The following is a 23,000-nucleotide window of genomic DNA, read 5'->3' as shown; positions in this document are numbered from 1 at the left end:
ATTGGCGCGCCCGGAAGGATTCGAACCTCCGACCACCTGGTTCGTAGCCAGGTACTCTATCCAACTGAGCTACGGGCGCTCACAGGCCGGCCAAGCACTTTGCCGGGAGGAAATCGGCAGACGCCGGCGCCGCTATGTAATGCCGCGGGCCGCGACGCCTCTCAGTGTCTTCGGCGTCTTGTCGTAGTCCGGACTGATGGCGTTCGCGGGGCAGGCATCCACGCAGGCATAGCAGCGTATGCACTTTTCCTCGTCTATGTAGAGCGTATTGTAATACAACCCGGAGGTCTCGGACGGATTGACCACCTCGTAGCGGTCGGAGCCTGGCCCGCTGTTGCGGATGAGTTTCGACACTTCAATGATGCAGTTGTCCGTCGGCTTGACCAGCAGGCACTCGTCGCACAGCACGCACTTCGTGTTGTCTATCACCGGCGCCGGCGAGGCGGCGTCCTCGAACTTGTCGTAAAAAATGCCGGACCCGGACATGCCCGCGTCCATCAGCACCTTGATGCCGGAATCTATCATCGGCGGCGGCCCGCAGAAATAAGCCTTGCATTGCGCGAGATCAATCCTGCCATTGTCCAGGCAGGTCTTCTTCATGTAGTCGGTGACAAAGCCGCGGGCGCCGTCCCAGCCGCTGTCTTCCGGCTCCTCCGACAAAACCGGGATGAACTCAAAACTGTGGCCCGAATGCCAGCGTTTGCCGATCTCGGCGAGTTCGTCCAGGCAATACAGGTCTTTGTGGGTGCGGGCGCCGTAAAAGAACAGCGCATCGCGCGCCACCTGCTCGTTGCACGCATGCTCCAGTATCGAGAAAATCGCGCTCATGCCGCTGCCGCCGGCGACGCACAGCATCCGGTCGGACGACGGATCAAGGCCGAAGGCGCCGAGCGGGCCGCTCAGCACAATCTCCTCGCCGGTGCGGTCTTTCTCGAACAGCCAGCCGGAAAACTTGCCGTTCGGAACCAGGCGGATGAAGAAGGTGCTCTGGCCGGCGGCCTCGCACTCGGGCGCGCGCGCAAAGGAATAGGAGCGCGGCTTGTCGAGGCCGGCCACCTTCAGCGCCGCATACTGCCCGGCTTTGGCGTTGAGCGCCGCCTGGGCGTCGGCGCCGCACTCGACCACCAGTTCATAGGTGTCGTCGGTCAGACTCCTGACGCTCTTGACGCTGCCGCGATGGGTGTCAACGCGGCACCCGTACACGGTCTTGTCGGGCGACGGCAACCGCCGCCCGGCGAGATGCCTGGCCGGATCGTGAAACCCCTCAAAATCACTCATTGCCGAACCTCCGCACCTCGGCGAACACACTCGGGTGCCGGCTCCTGGCAAACTCGATGATCTCCTCGTCGCTCGCCTCGACGCCGGCGTTGGCGGGGTCGTTGCGCCAGGCGCGGATATAGCCCTCAATGCCGCCCATCTGCAGCAACTTCTGCCGGGTGAACTGGTCGGCGTTCTCGGCCTTCTCAATCTCGACCAGCACCGAGTAAAAACACGGGCTCATGCCGAAATCGGTCAGCCGCTGCGAATTGAGCGCGTTGGCGTTGACGCCGCCCGCCGTGTGGCTGCCCTTGAACTGCTTCTGCGTTCCGCAGACGCCGGGCAGCAGGCCGTCAATAATCACCGCGTGGCAATAGGTCTCGCCGCGGTCGTTGTAGAGGCGCACCAGGTCGCCGTCCTTGATGCCGCGCTCGGCGGCGTCCTGCGTGCTCAATTCAACGGTCGGGCGCGACATCATCGCCCGCAGGCGCGGCACCGACTGGAACGAGTCGCCGATGAAGTAATGCGTCGCGCTGCTCAGCACCTGGATCGGATATTGCCGGCGGCGCTCGTGGTCCTCCTGGCCTTCCTCCTCCGGGGTGTAGGTCGGCAGCGGATCCTGCCCCAACTCCTTGATGGCCTCGCTGTAAATCTCGATCTTGCCGCTGGGGCTTGGCCAGCCGTTTTTCAGATAGTCACGCCGCTCCGACTCAACCTTTCCCCTGGCCCAGCCGTTTTCCTCGAGTTGCTCGTAGGTGATGCCCTCCATCAGCGGATTGTCCTTGTCGTCTATGATCTCGCGCACCATCTCCTCGTCGGTCTGCGTGAAGGCGTTGTCGCCCTCCTCCACATAACCCATGCGTTGCGCCAGTTTCCTGAACAAGTCGGTGTTGCAGACGCTTTCGCCGAGCGGCTCGATGACCGGCTTGTTCATGTTGAAATAGTAGTGGCCGTAGGCCGCGTGCAAATCCATGCGCTCCAGTTGCGTGTCGGCGGGCAGCACGATGTCGGCGTAGTCGCAGGTGTCGGTCCAGAAGGTCTCGTGGACGGTGACAAACAGGTCGTCGCGCATCAGGCCCTTGCGAACGCTGTTGGTGTTCGGCGCGCAGTTGGCCGGGTCGGAGTTGTACACAAACAGATGCTTGATCGGCGGGTCGAGTTTTTCATCGTCGGCGCCGATGTCCTCCGACAGCGCCCGCCCCACCTGCACCATGTTGACAACGCGCGACTCGGCGCGGTTGCCGAGGTCGGGGCGCTGCAATTTGGCGAGCGGAAACTTCATCCACATCTCCTCCAGCGTGCCGAAGGCGGTGCCGCCGCACTTCTCGCGCCACGCGCCGGTGATGCACGGCAGCGTCAGAATCGCGCGGCACATCTGGCCGGCGTTCTGATGCCGGTTCAGCCCGTAGTTGGCCCGGATGAAGGTTTTCTTCGTGCCGGCGTACTCCAGCGCGAACTTGCGGATGACATCGGCGCCAAGCCCGGTGATTTCGGCGACGCGCTCGACCGGGTAATCCGGCAGTTTCTTCTCCAGAAACTCCTCCCACCCCTTGGTCTGCTCTTTCAGGAAGTCCAGGTCGTGCAGCCCCTCGTCCACGATGATCTTCATCATGCCGAGCGCCAGCGCGCCGTCGGTGCCCGGGCGCGGCTGAAGGTGCCAGTCGGCCATCATCGTCGTGCGCGTGATGCGCGGGTCAATGACGACCAGTTTTGCGCCGCGCGCGCGCGCCTTCTGAATGAACGGAATCGCATGCACGCCGGTGCTGACCAGGTTGGCGCCCCACAGGATGATCAGGTCGGCCTCCCCGCAGGCCTCGTGAATTGAAGGCCCGTTGGCGATGCCGTAGGTGTAGATGCCGGCCCACATCGCCGCATAAATGCAGATGGACTGCTCAAGGCGGGCGGCGTTCATCTTGTTCCAGAAGCGCTGGTCCATGCCCCAGTAGCCGAGCATCCCGAGCGTGCCGGAATACGAATACGGCTGCACCGCCTGCGGGCCGTGGCGGGCGATGGTTTCCTTCAGGTCGCCGGTCACCGTGTCCAGCGCCTCGTCCCAACCGATGCGCTCGAATTTCGCGCCAGGCCCCTTGGGGCCGACCCGTTTGTGCGGATAGAGAACGCGGTTTTCGTTGTAAACCAGTTCAAGATAATGGTTGACCTTGTTGCAAAGGTAACCCTTGGTGATGGGGTGGCTCGGGTCGCCCTGCACCCTCACCGCCTTGCCGGTCTTGTCGTTGCGCGTCACAAGCATGGAGCAGGTGTCCGGGCAATCGTGCGGGCACGGCACATGGTGTACCGAATGCCCCTCCGGCGCCTGTATTTTGGTGCTCAATGTCATTTTTTGGTCCCTCTTAAAGTCCAGTCCCGCCGCAGGGCGGGCAATGAAATTTGGTGCAAATTGCCACCAACATTATTATACACAGCGCGGGCCGCCGGGGCCGCCCGCGCCGCGCGAACGAAGCGCACACTAAGGCCGCATTATAGCCCCCGGGTGCGGCTTTTGATGAGTTCCATGAACTCGGTGCGGGTGCGGGAATCGTCGCGGAAAGAGCCGAGCATGGCGCTGGTCACGGTCTTGCTGTTCTGCTTCTGCACGCCGCGCATGACCATGCAGTAATGCACCGCCTCGACGACGACGCCGACGCCGCGCGCATCCAGCAGTTCCATCAGACTTTCGGCGATCTGGTTGGTCATGCGCTCCTGCACTTGCAGGCGCCGCGCATACACATCCACCACGCGCGCGATCTTGCTGAGGCCGATGACCTTGCCGGCGGGCAGGTAGCCGATGTGCACATTGCCGGTGATCGGCAGGATGTGATGCTCGCAAAGCGAATAGAACTCAATGTCCTTGACGATGACCATTTCATCGCAATTGACATCAAACATCGCGTCGCGCGCGACTTCGGCGGCCTTGACGGCGGAGCCGCCGGTCAGAAAACGCAGCGCGTCGGCGACCCGCTGCGGCGTCTTGACCAGGCCCTCGCGCGTCGGGTCCTCGCCCAGTTCCAGCAGCAGCTGGTTGACGAGGTCGGCGAGTCTGTCGTTGCCGTTCACCGTGTCCATTGTTTTGTCCGCGCGCCCGCGCATTGGCGCGCGGCGCCCGCGTCCGGGCGCCGCCGCCGCGCGCCGTCAGTTGTCGTCATAATCCTCGTAAATAATGTCGTCGTCAACATCTTCGCTGTTGCTGATCATCCGCCGCCGGTTCTCCAGGTAAAAAGACCGCACCGCGCTGTACAGATCCGGCGAAATCTCGCGCACCAGCGCTTCCCTGGCGATGAAACGCTGGCGCGCATCCAGCGTCTCGACCACGCTCAGCGTGGCGTGCGACACGCCGAAGTCCAGATAGTTCAGCGGCGACATCAGGAAATCCACAACGCCGGCGGCGAAGTCGCGCAGCGTGGCCGGGCCGAGCACCGGAATCACAAAATAAGGCCCCGACCCGATGCCCCAGACCGCCAGCGTCTGCCCGAAGTCCTCCTCGTGTTTCTCGAGTTTCATGAACGACGCGACATCGAAAAAACCGACCAGCCCGAAAGTGGTGTTGATGACGACGCGCATCACATCGCTGCCGGCGCGCTCAATCTCCCCTTGCAGCAGGTTGTTGGCCGCGTTCGGCAAGTCGCCGAGGTTGCCGAAGAAACTGCCGATCCGGGTGCGAATAAAAGCCGGCAAAAACCCGTAACCCTGCGCGGCGGGCTTGACGACCACCTTGTCCAGCGCGTCGTTGACGGCGAACACGCCGCGGTTGTAACCCTCCCACGGGTCGGCGGGGTCGTGGCTCGCCTGCTTGACGGCGCAGCCGCCGAGCGCGACAAGGGCAATGAGGATGAATGCTGTTTTCTGCATGACTTCTCGCCTCCTCCGGGCAGCGCCCGATGTCATGAAATGGCTCACAACCAAGTATAACACTTTCACGCCGCTCCGATGCCGCCGCGCCGCCGCCCGGCCCTCGTCATGACCGCCCGCGCCCGGCGGCGCCGACGCGAAAACGCAGCGCGTTGAGTTTGATGAAACCCTCGGCGTCGCGCTGGTCAAAGCGCCCGCCGTCTTCCTCGAAACTCGCGATCTCGCGGTCGAAAAGGCTGTCCGGCGAGCGCCGCCCGACGACGGCGACGCCGCCCTTGTACAACTTCAGGCGCACGACGCCGCCGACGCGGCGCTGGCTCTCGTCCACCAGTTTCTGCAGCAGCGCGCGCTCGTCGCTCCACCAGTAGCCGTTGTAGATCAGTTCGGCGTAACGCGGCATCAACTCGTCCTTCAGGTGCGCCGCCTCGCGGTCGAGCGTCAGCGACTCAATGGCGCGGTGCGCCTTCAGCAGCACCGTGCCGCCGGGCGTCTCGTAGCAGCCGCGCGACTTGATGCCGAGGTAGCGGTTCTCGACGATGTCGGCGCGGCCAATGCCGTGCGCGCCGGCCACCTCGTTCAACTTCTGCAGCAGCGCGGCGGGCGGCAGCGCCTCGCCGTCGAGCGCCACCGGGTCGCCGCCGCGGAATTCAATCTCAATGGTCGCCGGCGCGGCGGGCGCCGCCTCGGGCGCGACCGTGCGCCGCCACATGGCCTCGTCGGGCGGCGCCCACGGGTCCTCCAGCACGCCGCCCTCGTACGAGACATGCAGCAGGTTGGCGTCCATTGAATACGGCGCCGCGCCGCCGGCGTCGCGCTCGACGCCGATGCCGTGGCGTTCGGCGTAGGCCAGCAGCGCCGAGCGCGAGTCCATGTCCCACTCGCGCCACGGCGAGACGATGCGGATGTCGGGCTTCAGCGCGTAGGCGCCGAGTTCAAAGCGAACCTGGTCGTTGCCCTTGCCGGTGGCGCCGTGCGCCACCGTGCCGGCGCCGACGCGCGCGGCGGTCTCGACCAGGCGCTTCGCAATCAGCGGGCGCGCGATGGAGGTGCCCAGCAGGTATTCGCCCTCGTAGATCGCGTTGGCGCGAAACATCGGAAACACGAAGTCGCGCACGAATTCCTCGCGCAGGTCCTCGACAAAGACATCGGCGGCGCCGAGCGCGCGCGCCTTGTCGCGCGCCGCCTCGACCTCGCCGCCCTGGCCGATGTCGGCGGTGTACGCGTACACCTCGCAGCCGTAGGTCTCCTGCAGCCACTTCAGAATGATCGAGGTGTCAAGCCCGCCCGAGTAGGCGAGCACTATCCTGGAAATGTCGGACATCGGTTTGAATCGGCCTTGAACCGGCAACGGGTGCTATGATAATCAAAATCAGCGCAATCGCCAAACCCATGCCTTCCACACCACAGGACGAACTGACCATCGCCGCCCCGGACGACTGGCACCTGCACCTCCGCGACGGGGAGACCCTGCGCGCGGTGCTGCCTTTCACCGCGCGCGTGTTCCGCCGCGCCATCATCATGCCCAACCTCGACCCCCCGGTCACCGATGTCGCCCTGTGCGCGGCCTACCGCGAGCGCATCCTGCGCGCCGCGCCGCCCGGCTTCGAGCCGCTGATGACGCTCTACCTGACCGAACAGACAACGCCGCAAACCATCGCCGACGCCGCCGCGTGCGGCTTTGTCCACGGCGTCAAACTCTACCCGAAAGACACGACGACGCATTCCGGCGCCGGCGTCGGCGACACCGGCAAAATCGGCGGCGTGCTCGAGGCGATGCAGCGCCACGACCTGCCGCTGCTGATTCACGGCGAGGCCGCCGGCGCCGGCATTGACCCCTTCGACCGCGAAAAAATATTCCTCGACAAAACGCTGATTCCGCTGCGCGCGGATTTCCCGGCGCTGCGCGTCGTCCTTGAGCACATCACGACAAGCGACGCGGCGGACTACATCGCCGGCGCCGGCGAGCGCAGCGCCGCGACCATCACGCCGCACCACCTGCTCTATTCAAGGAGCGCGCTGTTCGACGGTGGCCTGCGCCCGCACCGCTACTGCCTGCCGCTGCCGCAGCGCGAGGCGCACCGCCGCGCGCTGGTGGCGGCGGCGTGCGGCGGTTCGGCGTCGTTCTTTCTCGGCACCGACAGCGCGCCGCACGCGCGCCATGACAAGGAAAGCGCCTGCGGCTGCGCCGGCGTGTTCAACGCGCCCGCCGCCCTCGGCCTCTACGCCGCCATCTTCGAGCAAGCCGGCGCGCTCGACCGCCTGGAGGCCTTCGCCAGCCTCAACGGCCCGCGCTTCTACCGCCTGCCGGTCAACCGCGACCGCATCACGCTGGTGCGCGAGGCCGAAACCGTGCCGCGCCGCGTCGCCGCCGGCGGCGCCGAAATCGTGCCGCTGCTCGGCGGGCGCGAAGTCGCGTGGCGCGTGCGCCGGTGAACGCCGCGGCGGACACCGGCAAGGCCGCCGCCGGCGACGGCGACTGGATGCGGACGCGCTTTCGCGGCTTTCTGCCGGTGGTCGTGGATGTCGAGACCGGCGGCTTCAACGAGAAAACCGACGCGCTGCTGGAACTCGCGGCGGTGCTGATCGCCCCCGACGAGAACAACCGCCTGCTGCCGGAGAAGACGCTGCACTTTCATGTCGAGCCGTTCAAGAACGCCAACCTGGACGAGGCCGCGCTGAAGGTCAACCGCATTGACCCGTTCCACCCGCTGCGGCTGGCGCAGCCGGAAGAGACGGTGCTGCGGCAGTTGTTTGATGAAGTGCGGCGCGCGCTCGCGCGCCACCGCTGCTCGCGCGCGATCCTGACCGGCCACAACGCCTCGTTCGACCTGAAGTTCCTGCACGCGGCGACCCGGCGCACCCGCATCACGAACAACCCGTTCCACCGCTTCAGCAGCCTTGACACGGTGACATTGGGCGCCCTCGCCTACCAGCAGACGGTGCTGTCGAGAATCGCCGAGACCGCCGGCTTCGGCTGGGACGAGGCCGAGGCGCACTCGGCGCTCTACGACGCCGAAATGACGGCGCGCATCTTCTGCCGCGTCTGCAACGACGGCTGGGCGCCGCCGGCGCCGCGCTGAACGCTGATGGCGGGCCATGCCAGGCCATGCCAGGCCGATGGCGGCGCAAAACAGCGCCGGTGGCGAGATGGCAGGCCGTGGCGGGCGTCGGCGGGCCATGGCGGAGCACTGCCAGGCCATGGTGTAAAATACGCCGCCTGAACAAGGGACACCGACGCACCACCCGATGACTTTGCACACGATACGCAGCCACGCGCTGTTCGCGCTCTACCTCGGCGCGCTGGCCGCGCTCGGCGCGGCGCTGGCGGCGATGCCGTCGGTGGCCGCGCAGCGGGCGGCGGCGGGCGAGACCGAAAACCGCTTCCACGAGGCCGTCATCAACGCCTACGGCGGCGGCGGCGAACTGCTCTACCGGCTCAGCAGCCCGCACCTGCGCCACGCGCCGCACGCGCCGGACTTCCACCTTGAGCGCCCGCGCCTTGAGTACCATTCGCAGCCCGGCCCCGGCCTGCGGCTGTCCGCCGACACCGGGCGCATCGGCAAAAACGGCGTCATCCACCTGACCGGCGCCGTCGTCGTCGAACGCCCGCGCCACGGCGCGCGCGCGGCGGAAACGCTCGACACCCGCGATGTCACCGTTGAAACCGAACGCAAGGTCGCGCACACCGGCGAACGCGCGGTGCTGCGCCGCGGCGCCACGCTGACGCAGGGCGACGGCATGTCCGCCGACCTCGGCACCGGCGAGATTCGCCTGCTGGCCAATGTCCGCGTCACCCATGCGCCCTGAAATCACGCGCCTTGCGGCGCTGCTGCTGGCCGCAACGCTCGCCGCCGCCGCCGCCGCGCAGCAAAGCGGCGAGCCGCTTGAACTGGAGGCCGACAGCGTCGTCTATAACGAGGAAACCGGCATCAGCGTCTATCGCGGCAATGTCAAGATTGTCCAGGGTGAAATCACGCTGAAAGGCGACACCGTTGAGGTCTTCACAAAGGACGGCGCCATCTCCAAACTCGTCGCCACCGCCGGCCCGAGCCGCCTGGTGCGCCGCCGCGACGGCCAGACGCTGCGCGCCGAGGCGCTGCGGATTGAATACCGCGCCGACGAGGGCATCATGGACCTGCGCGGCAAGGCGCGCATCGCCGACGGCTGGAAGGCGCTGTCGGGCGACCACATCGTCTATGACGCGCGCAAAAAAATCGTCAAGGCCACCAAGGACAAAAACCGCGTCCGGCTGACGCTGCGCCCCGACAAAAAGGAACCGCGCTGACGCCGGCGGCGCCCCCGCCCTTGCCGCCCTTGCCGCCCTTGCCGCCCTTGCCGCCCTTGCCGCCCTTGCCGAAAAAAGGCCATTTCCTCGAGGCGACCGGCCTCAGCAAACGCTATGGCGCGCACCAGGCGGTGGAGTCGGTGTCGCTGCGGCTTGCGGGCAGCGAGATCGTCGGCCTGCTCGGCCCCAACGGCGCCGGCAAGACCACGACCTTCCACATGATCGTCGGCCTGATACGCGCCGACAGCGGCCGCACCGAACTCAACGGCGCCGACATCTCGTCGCTGCCGATGCACGAGCGCGCCGCGCGCGGCATCGGCTACCTGCCGCAGGAATCGTCGGTGTTCCGCAGGATGAGCGTCGAGGACAACATCCGCGCGGCGCTGGAAACCTGCCCGGCGATGACGCCGGATGTGATGCAGCACCGCCTCGAACAACTGCTCGACGAACTGCAACTGCACGGCGTGCGCCGCCAGCCCGGCATCTCGCTGTCCGGCGGCGAATGCCACCGCGTGGAAATCGCGCGGCTGCTGGCGACCGGGCCGGCGTTCATGCTGCTCGACGAGCCGTTCGCCGGCATTGACCCGATCTCGGTCGCCGAAGTGCAGAAACTGATGCTGCAACTGAAACGGCGCGGCATCGGCCTGCTCGTCACCGACCACAATGTCCGGGAGACGCTGAAAATCTGCGACCGCGGCTACATCTTCAACCGCGGGCGCATCATCGCCCGCGGCACGCCGGAGGAGATTCTCGCCGACGAGACGGTGCGCGAGGTGTACCTCGGCTCCGACTTCAGGATTTGACGCCGGCGGCGCCGAACACCTTCAGCAGAAAGGCGTACTTCTCCGCCACTTCCTTCAGGTAATCAAAGCGCCCGGAAGAGCCGCCGTGCCCGGCGGACAGGTTGGTCTTCAGCAGCAGCAGGCCGCCGCCGGTGTCGCAGGCGCGCAGTTTCGCGACCCATTTGGCCGGCTCCCACCAGGTCACGCGCATGTCGCTCAAACCGGCGCTGACAAACAGGTGCGGGTAGTCGCGGCGCGCGACATTGTCGTACGGCGACCACGACGCGATGCGCTCGAAGGCTTCGGCGTCCTCAACGGGGTTGCCCCACTCCGGCCATTCAATCGGCGTCAGCGGCAGCGTGGCGTCGCACATCGTGTTCAGCGCGTCCACAAACGGCACCTCGGCGATGGCCGCGCCGAACAAATCGGGGCGCATGTTGACGACGGCGCCGACCAGCAGGCCGCCGGCGGAGGCGCCGTGCGCCGCCATCCGCTGCGGGCGCGTGCAACCCTCGCGCACCAGGTGTTCGGCGCAGGCGATGAAGTCAAGAAAGGTGTTGCGCTTGTTCTCCATCCTGCCGTCCCGGTACCAGCGGTAGCCCTTCTCCATGCCGCCGCGCACATGCGCGATGGCGTAGAGAAAGCCGCGATCCACCAGCGACAAGCGGTTGCCCGAAAAGTACGCCGGCATTGATGAACCGTAGGAGCCGTAGCCGTAGAGCAGCAGCGGCGCGCCGCCGTCGAGCGGCGTCGTCTTGCGGCGCAGCAGGCTGATGGGCACGCGCTCGCCGTCGGCGGCGCGCGCGAACAGCCGCCGCGTCTCGTAGTCCGCCGGGTCGTGGCCGCTCGGCACCGGCTGCTGCTTGCGAAGGCGGCGCGTGCGCCGGCGCATGTCGTAGTCAAACACGCGGTACGGCGTCGTCATCGAGGCGTAGGTGAAGCGCAGGATGTCGCTGTCGTAGGCGAAGGTCGCGAGCGGCGCCAGTTCGTAGCACGCCTCGTCAAAGGCGATTGTGTTCTCGCCGACGCAGCGCCCGCGTTCGTCCATCTCCATGACGACGAGGCGCGGCAGCGCGTCCTCGCGCTCAAGGCGCACAATCCAGCGCCTGAACGCGACCGCATTCTCCAGCAGCACGCCGTCGCCCGGCAGGTACAAATCGCGCCACGCCTCGCGCGCGGGGCGCGCCGGGTCGGCGACCGCCAGTTTGTAGTCCTCGGCGCCGCCGGCGTTGGTGACAATCAGCAGTTGGCCCTCGCGTTCGTCCACCGCGTATTCCACATCGCGCTCGCGCGCCTGCACCAGGCGCGGCGCGGCGCGCGGCTCGTGCGCCGGAATCAGCCACGCCTCGGTCGTGCGCTGGTCGCCGGTGTGGATTGTGATCAAGCGCCCCGAGCGCGTGCGCGAGACGCCGATAAAAAAGCCGGGGTCGGTCTCCTCGTAAATCACCGCGTCGCGCGCGACCGGGTCGCCGAGGCGGTGGCGGCGAACCTGGTACGGGCGGTGGTGCCCGTCAAGCACCGTGTAGAACAGATGCAGGCCGTCCGCGGCCCACGCGATGTCGCCCTGCACGCGCGGTATCGCCTCGTCCAGCAACGCGCCGCTTGCAATGTCGCGCACGCGCAGCGTGTAGAACTCGGCGCCGTCGTCGTCGGCGCACCAGGCGATGCGGCGGTGGTCGGGGCTGTGCCTGAAACCGCGGACATGGTGATACGCAAGGCCGGCGGCCTCGGCGTCGCCGTCCAGCAACACCTCCTCGGCGGCGGGCGCGCGCGCCGGGTGGCGGCAGCGCAGCGGATACTGCCCGCCCTCGCGGTAGCGAAAGTAATACGCATAGTCGCCGTCAAGATCCGGCACCGAGTCGTCGTCCTCCTTGATGCGCCCTCTCATCTCGGCGAACAGTTGCGCTTGCAGCGCCTCGGTGTCGCGCATGACGGCGTCGGTGTAGTCGTTCTCGGCCTCAAGGTGGGCGCGGATGCCGGCGTCGAGTTTTCCGATGTCGTTCATCGCCTCGCGCCAGTTGTCGTCGCGCAGCCAGGCGTAGTCGTCCGTCATCCGCCGCCCGTGCAGCGTCCAGTGGCGCGGGCGGCGTTTTGCGACCGGCGGTTTCGGCGTTGTCATGGCGCGCTCATGATTCGGCCCGGAAGATGCGTCCGGGCCGCGCGCCGCGGCGTTCCAGCGCCTGCGCCGCGCGCTGCGCCTGCGGCGGCGGCAGGCACAGGTAGTAATCACTTTCGGCGAGATCGGCGTGGTCGGCGGCGATGCGTTCGGCCCACGAATCCGCCGCGTCATCGTCGCCGGCGGCGGACGGCGGCAGCGCCGTGTACTCCAGTTGATCAAGCGCGTCATGCCACGCGCAGCACAGGTTGTCGAGATAATACGGCGGCTCATCGGCGCCCGACCGGTACAAATGAATCGGCAAGTCGCTCTCCTGCGCGACAATGTGTTCCAGCAGACTGCGCGCGAAGGCGAAGTGGGTGTCCCACGCCAGCAGCACAACCGGCCTTTCCATGTTGCCGGTGAACACAAACGAGCCGTGCGGCGCCTCCACATCAAACCATTCGCCGCTCTGGCATTGCTGCGCGACACAGGCGGCGAAGGCGTCGTCCCGCACGCCGCCGCGCGCGCGCAGATGAAACTCCAGTTCGCCGGCGTCGCACGGGCAACTGGCGATGGGCAGGCGCGCATCGCCGCAGCGCGGGTGCGACAAACTCGCCTCCTGCCCGGCCAGAAACCGCAGGCGGTGGCTTCTCGACACGCGCAGGCGCAGCACCGCGATTTGCGGCGACGCCTCGTCCACCCGCCTGACCTTCGCGCGAAAACGCTGCACCGGAATCTGGCCGGCGGCGCCGGCGATGCTCGCCTCCAGGCGCAGGTCGGCGGCGGCGGTGTGCGAACACATCAGGAAATGGCGGCCATCGCGCTGGCCGCGCTCAAAGACATAGTCCCAGTCGCTGACCTGGCGCACCTCGCCGTCCATCAGGCGCGCGATGCACAGGCCGCAGTTGCCGCCGCTGCAACCATAATCCACCGCAAGACCGGCGCGCACCGCCGCCTCAAGCACCGACTCGCCGTGCTCAACGACGGCCTCGGTGTCATGGCCTTCAAAGCGAACCCGGTAACCCATCACGCCCCGTCTCGCACACGCCGCCCGCCGCCACCGGCGGACGGCGCTCAGGCAATCTGTTCAAGAATCCGTTGCCCCACCTGCCGGATGTCGCCGGCGCCGTCCACCGCCAGGTAGCGCAAGCGCCCCTGGTCGGCGATGTCGCGGTAATAACCGACCAGCGGCGCGGTCTGTTCGTGGTAGGTCTCAAGGCGGCGCGCAATAACGCCGGGCCGGTCGTCGTCGCGCTGCACCAGCGGCTCGCCGGTCAGGTCGTCCACGCCATCAACCTTCGGCGGATGGTATTCAATGTGGTAGGCGCGCCCCGATGCCGGGTGCGTGCGCCGCCCGCCGAGGCGGCGGATGATCTCCTCGTCCGACACGACAATCTCGACGACGGCGTCAATCGCCACGCGCTTCCATTCCAGCGCGCGCGCCTGCGCCAGCGTGCGCGGAAAGCCGTCGAACAAAAACCCGCGCCGGCAGTCGCCGGCGGCGATGCGCTCGCTGACCAGGCCGACGATGACCTCGTCCGGCACCAGTTCGCCGCGGTTCATGAAGCCCGCGGCGCGGCGCCCCAATGCGCCATCGGCGCGCACCGCCTCGCGCAGCATGTCGCCGGTGGAGATTTGCGGAATCCGGTGGTGCTCGCAAAGCAGCCGCGCCTGCGTGCCCTTGCCGACGCCCGGCGCGCCCAACAGGATGATTCTCATCAGAAAGTTCTTCCGGCCCGAACCCAATGAATGCGGGCCGTGCGAATTATAGCGGATTGCGGTTGTCCATTATAATTGCGCCGATGAACGCAGCGGGAAAGGAGCCAACCAGGGGGCCGGCGACGGGGCGCAACGCCCTCTACGCCCAGTCGGGCGGTGTTACCGCCGTTATCAACGCCACCGCCGCCGGGCTGATTGCGGCGGCGCGCAGGCGCGGTGATGTCATCGGCGGCGTCTATGCCGCGCACAACGGCATCCTCGGCGCGCTCGACGAAGACCTGATGGACACCGCCGCCCTCGGCGACGACGACATCGCGGCGCTCGCGCACACGCCGGCGAGCGCCTTCGGCACCTGCCGCTACAAGATGAAAAGCCTCGAGGAAAACGAGGCCGAATACCGCCGCCTGCTGGATGTCTTCCGCGCGCACGACATCGGCTGGTTCTTCTACAACGGCGGCGGCGACTCGCAGGACACGACGCTCAAGATTTCGCAACTCGGGCGCGCCTACGACTACCCGCTGACCTGCATCGGCATCCCGAAGACGGTGGACAACGACCTGCCGCTGACCGACTGCTGCCCGGGTTTCGGCACGACCGCGAAGTATGTCGCGGTCTCGACGCGCGAGGCGGCGCTTGATGTCGCCTCAATGGCGAAGACCTCGACGAAGATCTTCGTGCTGGAAGTGATGGGGCGCCACGCCGGATGGATCGCCGCCGCCGCCGGCCTTGCGCGCGAGCGCGACGGCGACGCCCCGCACCTGATTCTGTTCCCGGAGATTCCGTTCGACGAGGAGCGCGTCGTGCGCGAGGCCGGGCGCTGCGTCGCCGAACACGGCCATTGCGTTATCGTCGTCTCCGAGGGCGTGCGCGACGCCGGCGGGCGCTTTCTGTCGGAGGCCGGCACGCGCGACGCATTCGGCCACGCCCAACTCGGCGGCGCCGCGCCGCGCATCGCGCAATTAATGACCGAACGACTCGGCCACAAACACCACTGGGCGGTGGCCGACTACCTGCAACGCTCGGCGCGCCACATCGCCTCGCGCACCGATGTCGAGCAGGCGCGCGCGCTCGGCGAGGCCGCCATTGAGATGGCGCTTGCCGGCCAGGACGCCGTCATGGCGACCATCGTGCGCGAATCCGACAACCCCTACCGCTGGCGCACCGGCAGCGCGCCGCTGGCGGATGTCGCCAACCGCGAAAAGAAACTGCCGCGCGACTACATCAGCGAAGACGGCTTCGGCATCACCGACGCCTGCAAAACCTACCTGCGCCCGCTGATTGAAGGCGAAGACTACCCGCCCTACAAAAACGGCCTGCCGTGCTATGCGCGTCCGGCGCACGCGCCGGTGCCGAAGAAACTGAAAGAGCGCCTTAACCCGCGGCAACAGACCGGCGCGCCTCCGAAGAAATGAAATCCCGCCGCCCTCCCATCGCCGGCTTCCTGCTGTTCCATCTGCGCGGGCTGCTCGCGGGCAAAAAGCCGAACGGCAAAAGAATGCTGAAGCAGGCAATGGATTTCACCCGCAATCTGGCGAAAAGAAGAAAAGATGTCCTGGTTTATGTGGGCCTGCACACGGGGCGTTCGTTCAGGCCGCTGTTCCACAGGTACCGGGTGTGCTACGGGTTCGAGGCCAACCCGGAATTGTTCGCGGAACTTCAGGAGGAATACCGGTCATGCCCGAATGTCCGCCTTTTCAATCTCGCCGCCGCCGACCGCGACGGCGAGATTGAATTCAACATCACCAGCAACGATGGCGGCGCCTCCTCTTCAATCGGCCGCCTCGACGAAAATTTCAACGATGAAATCCGCATCGTCAAGACAATCCGGGTGCCGTGCGTGAACCTGTGCCGTTTCCTTGAACAACAAGGCGTTGACTACATTGACGATTACATCAGCGACATACAGGGAATGGATCTTGAGGTGCTGAAAACCCTGGAACCGCTCATCCGGCGCGGCAGAATCGGCAGCATCTCGTGCGAGGTGACAAAAGACAAATACCGGAATTGCTACAGCGACCTGCCGGACAACCATGAAGCCGCGTTCAACCGGCTGCTGTCCGCGAACTACACGCTGGCGGCGAAGGGCTGGGGCATACTCAAGGACGGCCAGTTCAACGAGGTGCCGGAGCACTGGTGGGAAATGGACTGCAAGTGGAACCTGAAGAGAAGACCACCCGCCACCCGCCGGTAGCGGCGGGCGGCTGCCGCGTTTCTTCCTTGACGTCCCGGCATCCTGGCGTCCCGCTGCCGGCAGCGACAGATGGCCGGTTTTTGGCAGCGCCACAGCAACCGTTTGCCGCCACAGTAGCCGCTCGCCGCTACCGGCGGGCGGCGGCCCTCATTGGTAGATTAACTCGGCGCGGCGGTTGCGGCTGTAGGCGTCTTCGGTGTAGCCGTCAACGGCGGGGCGTTCCTCGCCGTAACTGATGACCGAGATGCGCACCGCCTCGACGCCGCCCGCCTGCAAAATGCTGCGCACCGACTTCGCGCGCTGTTCGCCGAGGGCCAGGTTGTAGCCCGCGCTGCCGCGTTCGTCGGCGTGGCCCTCAAGGCGCAGCGTGACGCCGGGGTTGTCCTGCATGAAGGCGGCGTGGTGCGACAGCGCATCGCGCCCGTCGTCGTTGACGACCGACGAGTTGTATTCAAAATAAATGATGTTGTAACGCAGCGCCTCGTTGCGCTCCATCGCTTGCCGGTACGCCTCGCTGGTCGTGCCCGGCTCGGCGCCGTACAACTGTTCGGCGGTGGCCGCGGCGCTCTCCGGATAGCGCGCGGTCTGCGTCCCGCCCGCGCCGTCACCGGCGCCCGGCGTCCCGGTTTGCGGTTCCTCCATGCCGACCTCCTGCGTCGCGGAGCAGCCGAACAGCATCACCGCGGCCAGGCCGAAGGCAACGAAGTGTTGATAGATGGGTTGGTGAAGGGTCTGATGACGGGATTGTGGTCTCATAATAAATAATCCTTCCAGGTGGGTTGCGGGTTGGCGTATCGCCGATTATATCTGCTTTGCGGGCGCGGCGGGCAACAGAGAGGGAGGGGGTTATAATAACCCCCACCAGCGTCAGGCCAACCTACATAAAGGAGACCCACCATGACTTCCACACCCCACCCCCAACCCGGCCCCCGGAGCAGCCTCCGATGAGCCTTCAAAGCACAATCTGCTCGCTGAACCGCGGCCTGTCCTCCATCGGCGCCTGGCTGTCGCTGCTGGGGCTGCGCCTGCTGCTGGCGTGGGAATTCTACGAGGCCGGCCTCGCCAAGTTGCAGGGCGAGAACTGGTTCGCCAACATCGCCGACGACTTTCCGTTTCCGTTCAATGTGCTGCCGGTCGCCGTCAGCTGGTTTCTTGCGACCTGGGTCGAGATCATCGGCGCGCTCGGACTGGCGCTCGGTCTCGGCACGCGCTTCTGGGCCGCCGCCCTGATCATACTCGACGCGGTGGCGTGGGCCAGCGTGCACGCCGGCAGCGGCTACAATGTCTGCGACAACGGCTACAAACTGCCGCTGATTTTCATGGTGATGCTGGTTCCGCTGCTGCTCAGCGGCGCCGGAAAATTCAGCATTGACCACATCATCGCCGGGCGCGACCGGCGGTGACGCACGCCGCCGGCAGTTACCCGGTCGCCGGCGCCGGCCTCGGCCTGCGGCGCGGCCTGATGGACGAACTCGAGGCCGCGCGGCCTTCGCAGGTGTCGTTCATGGAGACCGCGCCGGAGAACTGGATCGGCGTCGGCGGCGCGTCGGGACGGCGTTTTCGCCGCTTCACCGAGCGCTGGCCGTTCGTCTGTCACGGCCTGTCGCTGTCGCTCGGCGGCCCGGCGCCGCTCGACATGAAACTGCTGGCCGACATCCGCGGCTTCCTGCGCGAGCACCGCATCCGCCGTTACAGCGAGCACCTGAGCTACTGCGCCGACGAGGCGCACCTCTACGACCTGATGCCGGTTCCGTTCACCGAAGAGGCCGCGCGCCATGTCGCCGCGCGCATCCGCGATGTGCAGGACTTTCTCGGCCAGCGCATCGCCGTCGAGAATGTGTCGGCCTACCTCGCGCCGGGCCGCGAGATGGACGAAACCGACTTCCTCCGCCTCGTGCTCGAGGAAGCCGACTGCGACCTGCTGCTGGATGTCAACAATGTCTATGTCAATTCGGTCAACTTCCACTTCAACGCCGAAGACTACCTTGAAAAACTGCCGGCGCAGCGCATCGCCTGGTGCCACATCGCCGGCCATTACAACGAAGCCGACGACCTGATTGTGGACACGCACGGCGCCGATGTCATCGCCCCGGTCTGGCGCCTGCTTGAAAAAGCCTACTCGCTGTTCGGCGCGGTGCCGACGCTGCTGGAGCGCGACTTCAATTTCCCGCCGCTGCCGCGCCTGCTGGACGAGGTGAACCGCATCCGCGCACTGCAAGACCAGCACCCGGTGCCGGATGCCGCCTGAAACATGCCTGAAACAACGCGGCTGAAACACGCCTGAAACGCCGTCTGAAACACGCCTGCAAGGGCCGCCCGAAACACCGCCTGAAACATTGCCTGAAAAAACGCCACCCGAAACACCGCCGGGCAACTTCCGCGCCATTCAGCGCCAGTTTGCCGCGCATCTGCGCGACCCGTCCAAACCGCCGCCGCCGGGGCTTGAAGAGCGGCGTCTTGAAGTCTATCGCGGCCTGTTCATCCGCAATATGGAGGGCTTTCTGACCGACGCCTTCCCGGTGCTGAAAACGCTCTACCGCAAGGACGACTGGCGCGAACTGGCGCGGCGTTTCTACGCGCGCCACCGCTGCCACTCGCCGTACTTCGCCGAAATCTCGCGCGAATTCATTGATTACCTGGAAAACGAACACGAGGCGCGCCCCTGCGACCCGCCGTTCCTGCTGGAACTGGCGCATTATGAATGGCTGGAACTGGCGCTGGCGCGCGCCGACGACGCCGCCGACCACAGCGCCATTGACCGCGACGGCGACCTGCTGGCCGGCGTGCCGGTGGCGTCGCCGCTGGCGTGGCAGCACGCCTACGAATGGCCGGTGCACCGCATCGGCCCGCACTTCACGCCGCGCGAACCGGGCAAGACGCCGACCTGGCTGGTGGTGTGGCGCGCTGACGACGACCGCGTCCGCTTCATGGAACTGAACCTGCCGAGCGCGCTGCTGCTGGAGAAAATCACCGACGGCGGCGATGTCAGCGGCGCCGAACAAATCCGCCGCGTCGTCGCCGACCTGAAGGTCGCCGACACCGAAAAGGCGCTGCAAGGCGGCCAGCAAACACTGGAGATGCTGGCCGCCAAGGGCATCGTGCTGGGCGTGCGCCGCTGACCGGCGGCAACGCCCGCACCGGGGGCACCCCATCAGGGGGGGCTTGGCATCACCCCGTTGTTGGGGCATAATTGCGCCCCCGCAGCGGCCTTTGGCGGGCGCGACAGCCGGGCTTCAATTCCACAACCAACGACGACAAGTCACAACAACAGAGGACCAAACCACCATGCCAGGACGCAATTTCCTGTTCGTGCCGGGCCCGACCAACATTCCGGTCTCGATTCAGAACGCGATGAACATTCCGCAGGAAGACCACCGCCGGCCCGATTTCGCCAAACTGACGAAACCGATGCTGAAGGATGTCAACCGCGTTTTCAAGACCGGCAGCGGGCGCACTTTCCTGTTTCCGGCCACCGGCACCGCGGGCTGGGAAGTCGCGCTCAGCAACACGCTGTCGCCGGGCGACAAGGTGCTGACATCGCGCTTCGGCCAGTTCAGCCATCTGTGGTGGGATCTCGCGGTTCGCATCGGCCTTGATGTCGAGACGATTGATGTGCCGTGGGGCGAAGGCGTGCCGGTCGAGCGTTTCAAACGCCGCCTTGAACGCGACCACAAGCACGAGATCAAGGCCGTCATGGTGTGCCACAACGAGACCGCCACCGGCGTCACCAGCGACATCGCCGGCCTGCGCCGCGCGATGAACGCCGCCGGCCACCCGGCGATGCTCTATGTGGACGGCGTCAGTTCCATCGCCAGCATTGATTTCCGCATGGACGAATGGGAAGTGGATGTCGCCGTCAGCGGCTCGCAAAAGGGCTTCATGCTGCCGGCGGGCATGGCCATCGTCTGTTTCAGCCGCCGCGCGCTGCGCGCCCGAAACACCGCCAAATGCGCGCGGTGTTTTCTCGACATCCAGGACCACATCAACGCCAACAAGGACGGCTTCTTTCCGTACACGCCGTCCATCCCGCTGCTGCACGGCCTGAAACGGTCGCTGCAAATCCTGCTTGAGGAGGAAGGGCTGGAGAACATCTTCAAGCGCCACCACCGCCTCGCCGAGGGCGTGCGCCGCGCGGTGGACGCCTGGGGCCTGAAACTGGTGGCGAAGGCCCCGAAATGGCATTCCGACACCGTCACCGCCATCCGCGTGCCGCCGCGCTTTGACGCGCGCGATGTCATTGAAATCGCCTACCACCGCTACAACCTGTCGCTCGGCGCCGGGCTGTCGGTGCTGGCCGGCAAGGCGTTTCGCATCGGCCACCTGGGCGACCACAACGAGACTTCGGTGCTGGCGGCGCTGGCCACCGCCGAGATGGCGATGCGCGACGCCGGGCTTCGCATCGAGCCGGGCGCGGGCGTCGGCGCCGCGCTGGAATACTACCGCCGCACGGCGCCGCCGCTGAAAGCCAAACTGTCCAGCGCGAAAGCGGCGCCGGCGCCGAAGAAAGGCCGCCGCAAGGCGTCCAAATCCGCCATCGTGCGGCGCTGACGCAGGGGACGCAAAGATGAACCACACAAGATTGCCGGCGCGCAAGGCCCGCAAGTCCGCCGTCCGCGCCGTGCCGGAGAACACGCGATGAGCCACACAAGATTTGAACCGGCGCGCGAGCGCTTGCAGCGCAGCGAACTGGCGGTGCCCGGTTCCAACCCGCGCATGATTGAAAAGGCGCTTGCCTGCGACGCCGACTATGTGTTCCTCGACCTGGAAGACGCCGTCGCCCCCGACGACAAGTTGCAGGCGCGCAAGAACATCATCGAGGCGCTCAACTCGCTTGACTGGAAGAACGCCGGCAAGACCGTGTCGGTGCGAATCAACGGCCTTGACACGCATTACATGTACCGCGATGTCGTGGATGTCGTCGAACAGGCCGGACAGCATCTGGACACCATCCTGGTGCCGAAAGTCGGCGTGCCCGACGACCTCTACACCGTGGATGTGATGGTGTCGCAAATCGAGGAGGCCAAGGGCATCGGCCACCGCATCGGCCTCGAGGCGCTGATTGAGACGGCGCTCGGCATGGCCAATGTCGAGCGCATCGCGGCGTCGCCGTGCACGCGGCTTGAGGCGCTGCATTTCGGCGTCGCCGACTACGCCGCCAGCAACCGCGCGCGCACCGTCAACATCGGCGGCCTCAACCCCGACTACCCCGGCGACCAGTGGCACGCCGCCATCACGCGGATGACGGTGGCGTGCCGCGCCTTCGGCCTGCGCCCGATAGACGGCCCGTTCGGCGACTTCAACGACGCCGAAGGCTACACGCTGGCGGCGCGCCGCGCCGCGGCGCTCGGCATTGAAGGCAAGTGGGCAATCCACCCGTCGCAAATCGCGCTCGCCAACGAGGTGTTCTCGCCGCCCGAAGCCGAGGTCAACAAGGCGCGCCGCATCCTCGAGGAACTGGAAAAAGCCGCCGCCGAAGGCCGCGGCGCGGCGTCGCTCGACGGCAAGATGATTGACGCGGCGTCGGCGCGCATGGCCGAGAATGTCGTCAAGATGGCCCGGGTCATCGAGGCCAGGCAAGGCTGAACCGGCGACGCTGAACCAACCACGCCCGGCGCGCCCGCGCGCCGCCGCGACAGGAGACAAAACCAGTGGACATACACGAATACCAGGCGAAGGAAATCTTGCAGCAATACGGCGTCCCCATCGCCGCCGGCAAACTGGCGTACAGCCCGGCGCAGGCGACCACCTGCTACCACCAGTTGGGCACGCCGGCGTGCGTCGTCAAGGCGCAGATTCATTCCGGCGCGCGCGGCAAGGCCGGCGGCGTCAAGTTGTGCAAAAGCGAGGAAGAGGTGCAGAAAGCCACCAACCAGATGATCGGCACGCGGCTGGCGACGGTGCAGACCGGGCCGCAGGGCAAGATTGTCGAGAAGGTCTATATCGAGGCCGGCACCGACATTGACCGCGAACTCTACCTCGCCTTCGTCCTCGACCGCGCCAGCGAGCGCATCGTCGCCGTCGCCTCGGCCAGCGGCGGCATGGCCATCGAGGAACTCGCCGCCGAGCGCCCCGACTCGATTGTCCGCATCCCGATTGACCCGGCGGTGGACCTGCGCCGCTTTCAGGCCGCCGAACTCGCGTTCGCGCTGAACATCCCGAAAACCCTGCTGAAAGACGCGATACGCGCCATCACCGGCTGCTACCGCGCGCTGATCAAGTCCGACGCCAGCCTCGTCGAGGTCAACCCGCTGGTCATCACCAAGGGCGGCGAACTGATCGCGCTCGACGCCAAGATGATCGTGGACGACAACGCGCTGTTCCGCCACCCGGAAATCGCCGAGATGCGCGACAAGTCGCAGGAAGACCCGCGCGAGACCAGCGCCTCCGACCACGACCTCAGCTATGTCGGCCTGGAAGGCAACATCGGCTGCATGATCAACGGCGCCGGCCTGGCGATGGCGACGATGGACATGATCAAGCACGCCGGCGGCGAACCCGCCAACTTCCTCGACATCGGCGGCGGCGCGTCGCCGGAGCGCGTCGCCAAGGCGTTTGAACTGGTGCTGCAAGACAAGAGCGTCAAGGCGATGCTGGTCAACATCTACGCCGGCATCAACCGCTGCGACTGGATCGCCGAGGGCCTGATCAAGGCCATCCAGTCCATCAACCTGAAGGTGCCGCTGGTCGTGCGGCTGTCCGGCACCAATGTAGAAGTCGGGCGCAAGATGCTGAAAGACAGCGGCCTGCCGCTGGTCTCGACGGAAACGCTCGGCGAAGCCGCCCACAAGGCCGTCGAGGCCGCCAGCCGGCGCTGAGCGCCGC

Annotated in this window: 22 protein-coding genes and 1 tRNA gene; 13 read left to right on the top strand and 10 right to left on the bottom strand. The window is 66.4% G+C overall.

Annotated features, from left to right (window positions below):
- Positions 1–2: 2 nt before the first annotated feature.
- The 6 genes from OXU50_03420 to OXU50_03395 all read right to left on the bottom strand — a co-directional run bounded on the left by OXU50_03420 (position 3) and on the right by OXU50_03395 (position 6,424).
- A tRNA-Arg gene (locus OXU50_03420) sits at positions 3–79 on the bottom strand.
- Positions 80–132: 53 nt separating this feature from the next.
- Positions 133–1,278 carry a 4Fe-4S binding protein gene (locus tag OXU50_03415; protein ID MDD9868933.1) on the bottom strand — a complete coding sequence of 382 codons (1,146 nt, stop codon included), beginning with the start codon at positions 1,276–1,278 and terminating at the stop codon, positions 133–135.
- Positions 1,271–3,589 carry a molybdopterin-dependent oxidoreductase gene (locus OXU50_03410; protein ID MDD9868932.1) on the bottom strand — a complete coding sequence of 773 codons (2,319 nt, stop codon included), beginning with the start codon at positions 3,587–3,589 and terminating at the stop codon, positions 1,271–1,273. Before OXU50_03410 ends, OXU50_03415 begins: the two co-directional genes overlap by 8 nt.
- 146 nt (positions 3,590–3,735) lie before the next feature.
- Complete coding sequence (folE, locus tag OXU50_03405; GenBank protein ID MDD9868931.1) at positions 3,736–4,320, bottom strand: GTP cyclohydrolase I FolE; 585 nt, start codon at positions 4,318–4,320, stop codon at positions 3,736–3,738.
- Between the two features lie 66 nt (positions 4,321–4,386).
- Entirely contained in the window at positions 4,387–5,103 is a 717-nt protein-coding gene (locus OXU50_03400; protein ID MDD9868930.1) for a VacJ family lipoprotein, read from the bottom strand.
- A gap of 106 nt (positions 5,104–5,209) precedes the next feature.
- Positions 5,210–6,424: an argininosuccinate synthase gene (locus OXU50_03395; protein ID MDD9868929.1), complete on the bottom strand. Its 1,215-nt coding sequence runs from the start codon at positions 6,422–6,424 to the stop codon at positions 5,210–5,212.
- Positions 6,425–6,492: 68 nt separating this feature from the next.
- Between OXU50_03395 and pyrC the strand changes: the two genes are divergently transcribed.
- From pyrC to lptB, 5 genes are all read left to right on the top strand, one after another.
- A complete protein-coding gene (gene pyrC / locus OXU50_03390) occupies positions 6,493–7,536 on the top strand; it encodes a dihydroorotase (GenBank protein ID MDD9868928.1) in 1,044 nt (347 codons plus the stop codon).
- A 47-nt stretch (positions 7,537–7,583) separates the two neighbouring features.
- Positions 7,584–8,183, top strand: a complete 600-nt coding sequence (rnt, locus tag OXU50_03385; protein ID MDD9868927.1) for a ribonuclease T — start codon at positions 7,584–7,586, stop codon at positions 8,181–8,183.
- A gap of 166 nt (positions 8,184–8,349) precedes the next feature.
- Entirely contained in the window at positions 8,350–8,910 is a 561-nt protein-coding gene (gene lptC, locus OXU50_03380) for an LPS export ABC transporter periplasmic protein LptC (GenBank protein ID MDD9868926.1), read from the top strand.
- Entirely contained in the window at positions 8,885–9,388 is a 504-nt protein-coding gene (gene lptA / locus OXU50_03375) for a lipopolysaccharide transport periplasmic protein LptA (GenBank protein ID MDD9868925.1), read from the top strand. The genes lptC and lptA overlap by 26 nt, the downstream gene beginning before the upstream one ends.
- A gap of 65 nt (positions 9,389–9,453) precedes the next feature.
- Positions 9,454–10,191, top strand: coding sequence for an LPS export ABC transporter ATP-binding protein (gene lptB, locus OXU50_03370; protein ID MDD9868924.1), 738 nt, complete (start codon positions 9,454–9,456; stop codon positions 10,189–10,191).
- Here the strand turns inward: lptB and OXU50_03365 are convergent.
- Genes OXU50_03365 through adk form a run of 3 tightly spaced genes read right to left on the bottom strand, consistent with a single transcriptional unit; the run spans position 10,181 to position 13,987 of the window.
- Positions 10,181–12,289: a S9 family peptidase gene (locus tag OXU50_03365; protein ID MDD9868923.1), complete on the bottom strand. Its 2,109-nt coding sequence runs from the start codon at positions 12,287–12,289 to the stop codon at positions 10,181–10,183. The two genes, lptB and OXU50_03365, sit on opposite strands and share 11 nt — an antisense overlap.
- A 7-nt stretch (positions 12,290–12,296) precedes the next feature.
- Positions 12,297–13,295, bottom strand: a complete 999-nt coding sequence (locus OXU50_03360) for a 2Fe-2S iron-sulfur cluster-binding protein (GenBank protein MDD9868922.1) — start codon at positions 13,293–13,295, stop codon at positions 12,297–12,299.
- A 47-nt stretch (positions 13,296–13,342) separates the two neighbouring features.
- Complete coding sequence (adk, locus tag OXU50_03355) at positions 13,343–13,987, bottom strand: adenylate kinase (protein ID MDD9868921.1); 645 nt, start codon at positions 13,985–13,987, stop codon at positions 13,343–13,345.
- Between the two features lie 83 nt (positions 13,988–14,070).
- Here adk and OXU50_03350 point away from each other — a divergent pair, with 83 nt between their 5' ends.
- Both OXU50_03350 and OXU50_03345 read left to right on the top strand, forming a co-directional pair.
- On the top strand, positions 14,071–15,399 hold the full coding sequence (locus OXU50_03350) for a 6-phosphofructokinase (protein ID MDD9868920.1): 1,329 nt from the start codon (positions 14,071–14,073) through the stop codon (positions 15,397–15,399).
- Positions 15,396–16,178, top strand: a complete 783-nt coding sequence (locus OXU50_03345) for an FkbM family methyltransferase (protein MDD9868919.1) — start codon at positions 15,396–15,398, stop codon at positions 16,176–16,178. The genes OXU50_03350 and OXU50_03345 overlap by 4 nt, the downstream gene beginning before the upstream one ends.
- A gap of 147 nt (positions 16,179–16,325) precedes the next feature.
- Here OXU50_03345 and OXU50_03340 read toward each other — a convergent pair whose 3' ends face one another.
- Positions 16,326–16,934, bottom strand: a complete 609-nt coding sequence (locus OXU50_03340; protein MDD9868918.1) for an OmpA family protein — start codon at positions 16,932–16,934, stop codon at positions 16,326–16,328.
- Between the two features lie 188 nt (positions 16,935–17,122).
- Between OXU50_03340 and OXU50_03335 the strand changes: the two genes are divergently transcribed.
- The 6 genes from OXU50_03335 to OXU50_03310 all read left to right on the top strand — a co-directional run bounded on the left by OXU50_03335 (position 17,123) and on the right by OXU50_03310 (position 22,993).
- On the top strand, positions 17,123–17,581 hold the full coding sequence (locus OXU50_03335; protein ID MDD9868917.1) for a DoxX family protein: 459 nt from the start codon (positions 17,123–17,125) through the stop codon (positions 17,579–17,581).
- The gene (locus OXU50_03330) at positions 17,578–18,426 is read left to right on the top strand and encodes a DUF692 domain-containing protein (GenBank protein ID MDD9868916.1); all 849 of its coding nucleotides are present in this window, start codon (positions 17,578–17,580) and stop codon (positions 18,424–18,426) included. The genes OXU50_03335 and OXU50_03330 overlap by 4 nt, the downstream gene beginning before the upstream one ends.
- An 88-nt stretch (positions 18,427–18,514) precedes the next feature.
- Positions 18,515–19,297, top strand: coding sequence for a putative DNA-binding domain-containing protein (locus tag OXU50_03325; protein ID MDD9868915.1), 783 nt, complete (start codon positions 18,515–18,517; stop codon positions 19,295–19,297).
- A gap of 166 nt (positions 19,298–19,463) precedes the next feature.
- On the top strand, positions 19,464–20,726 hold the full coding sequence (locus OXU50_03320; GenBank protein MDD9868914.1) for an aminotransferase class V-fold PLP-dependent enzyme: 1,263 nt from the start codon (positions 19,464–19,466) through the stop codon (positions 20,724–20,726).
- 87 nt (positions 20,727–20,813) lie between these two features.
- Entirely contained in the window at positions 20,814–21,761 is a 948-nt protein-coding gene (locus OXU50_03315; GenBank protein MDD9868913.1) for a CoA ester lyase, read from the top strand.
- Between the two features lie 65 nt (positions 21,762–21,826).
- Positions 21,827–22,993, top strand: coding sequence for a malate--CoA ligase subunit beta (locus OXU50_03310; GenBank protein ID MDD9868912.1), 1,167 nt, complete (start codon positions 21,827–21,829; stop codon positions 22,991–22,993).
- The last annotated feature ends 7 nt before the right edge of the window (positions 22,994–23,000 follow it).

The organism is Gammaproteobacteria bacterium, from assembly GCA_028817225.1.
Taxonomy (GTDB): domain Bacteria; phylum Pseudomonadota; class Gammaproteobacteria; order Poriferisulfidales; family Oxydemutatoraceae; genus Oxydemutator.
This window is presented reverse-complemented; position numbering and strand designations above follow the sequence as displayed.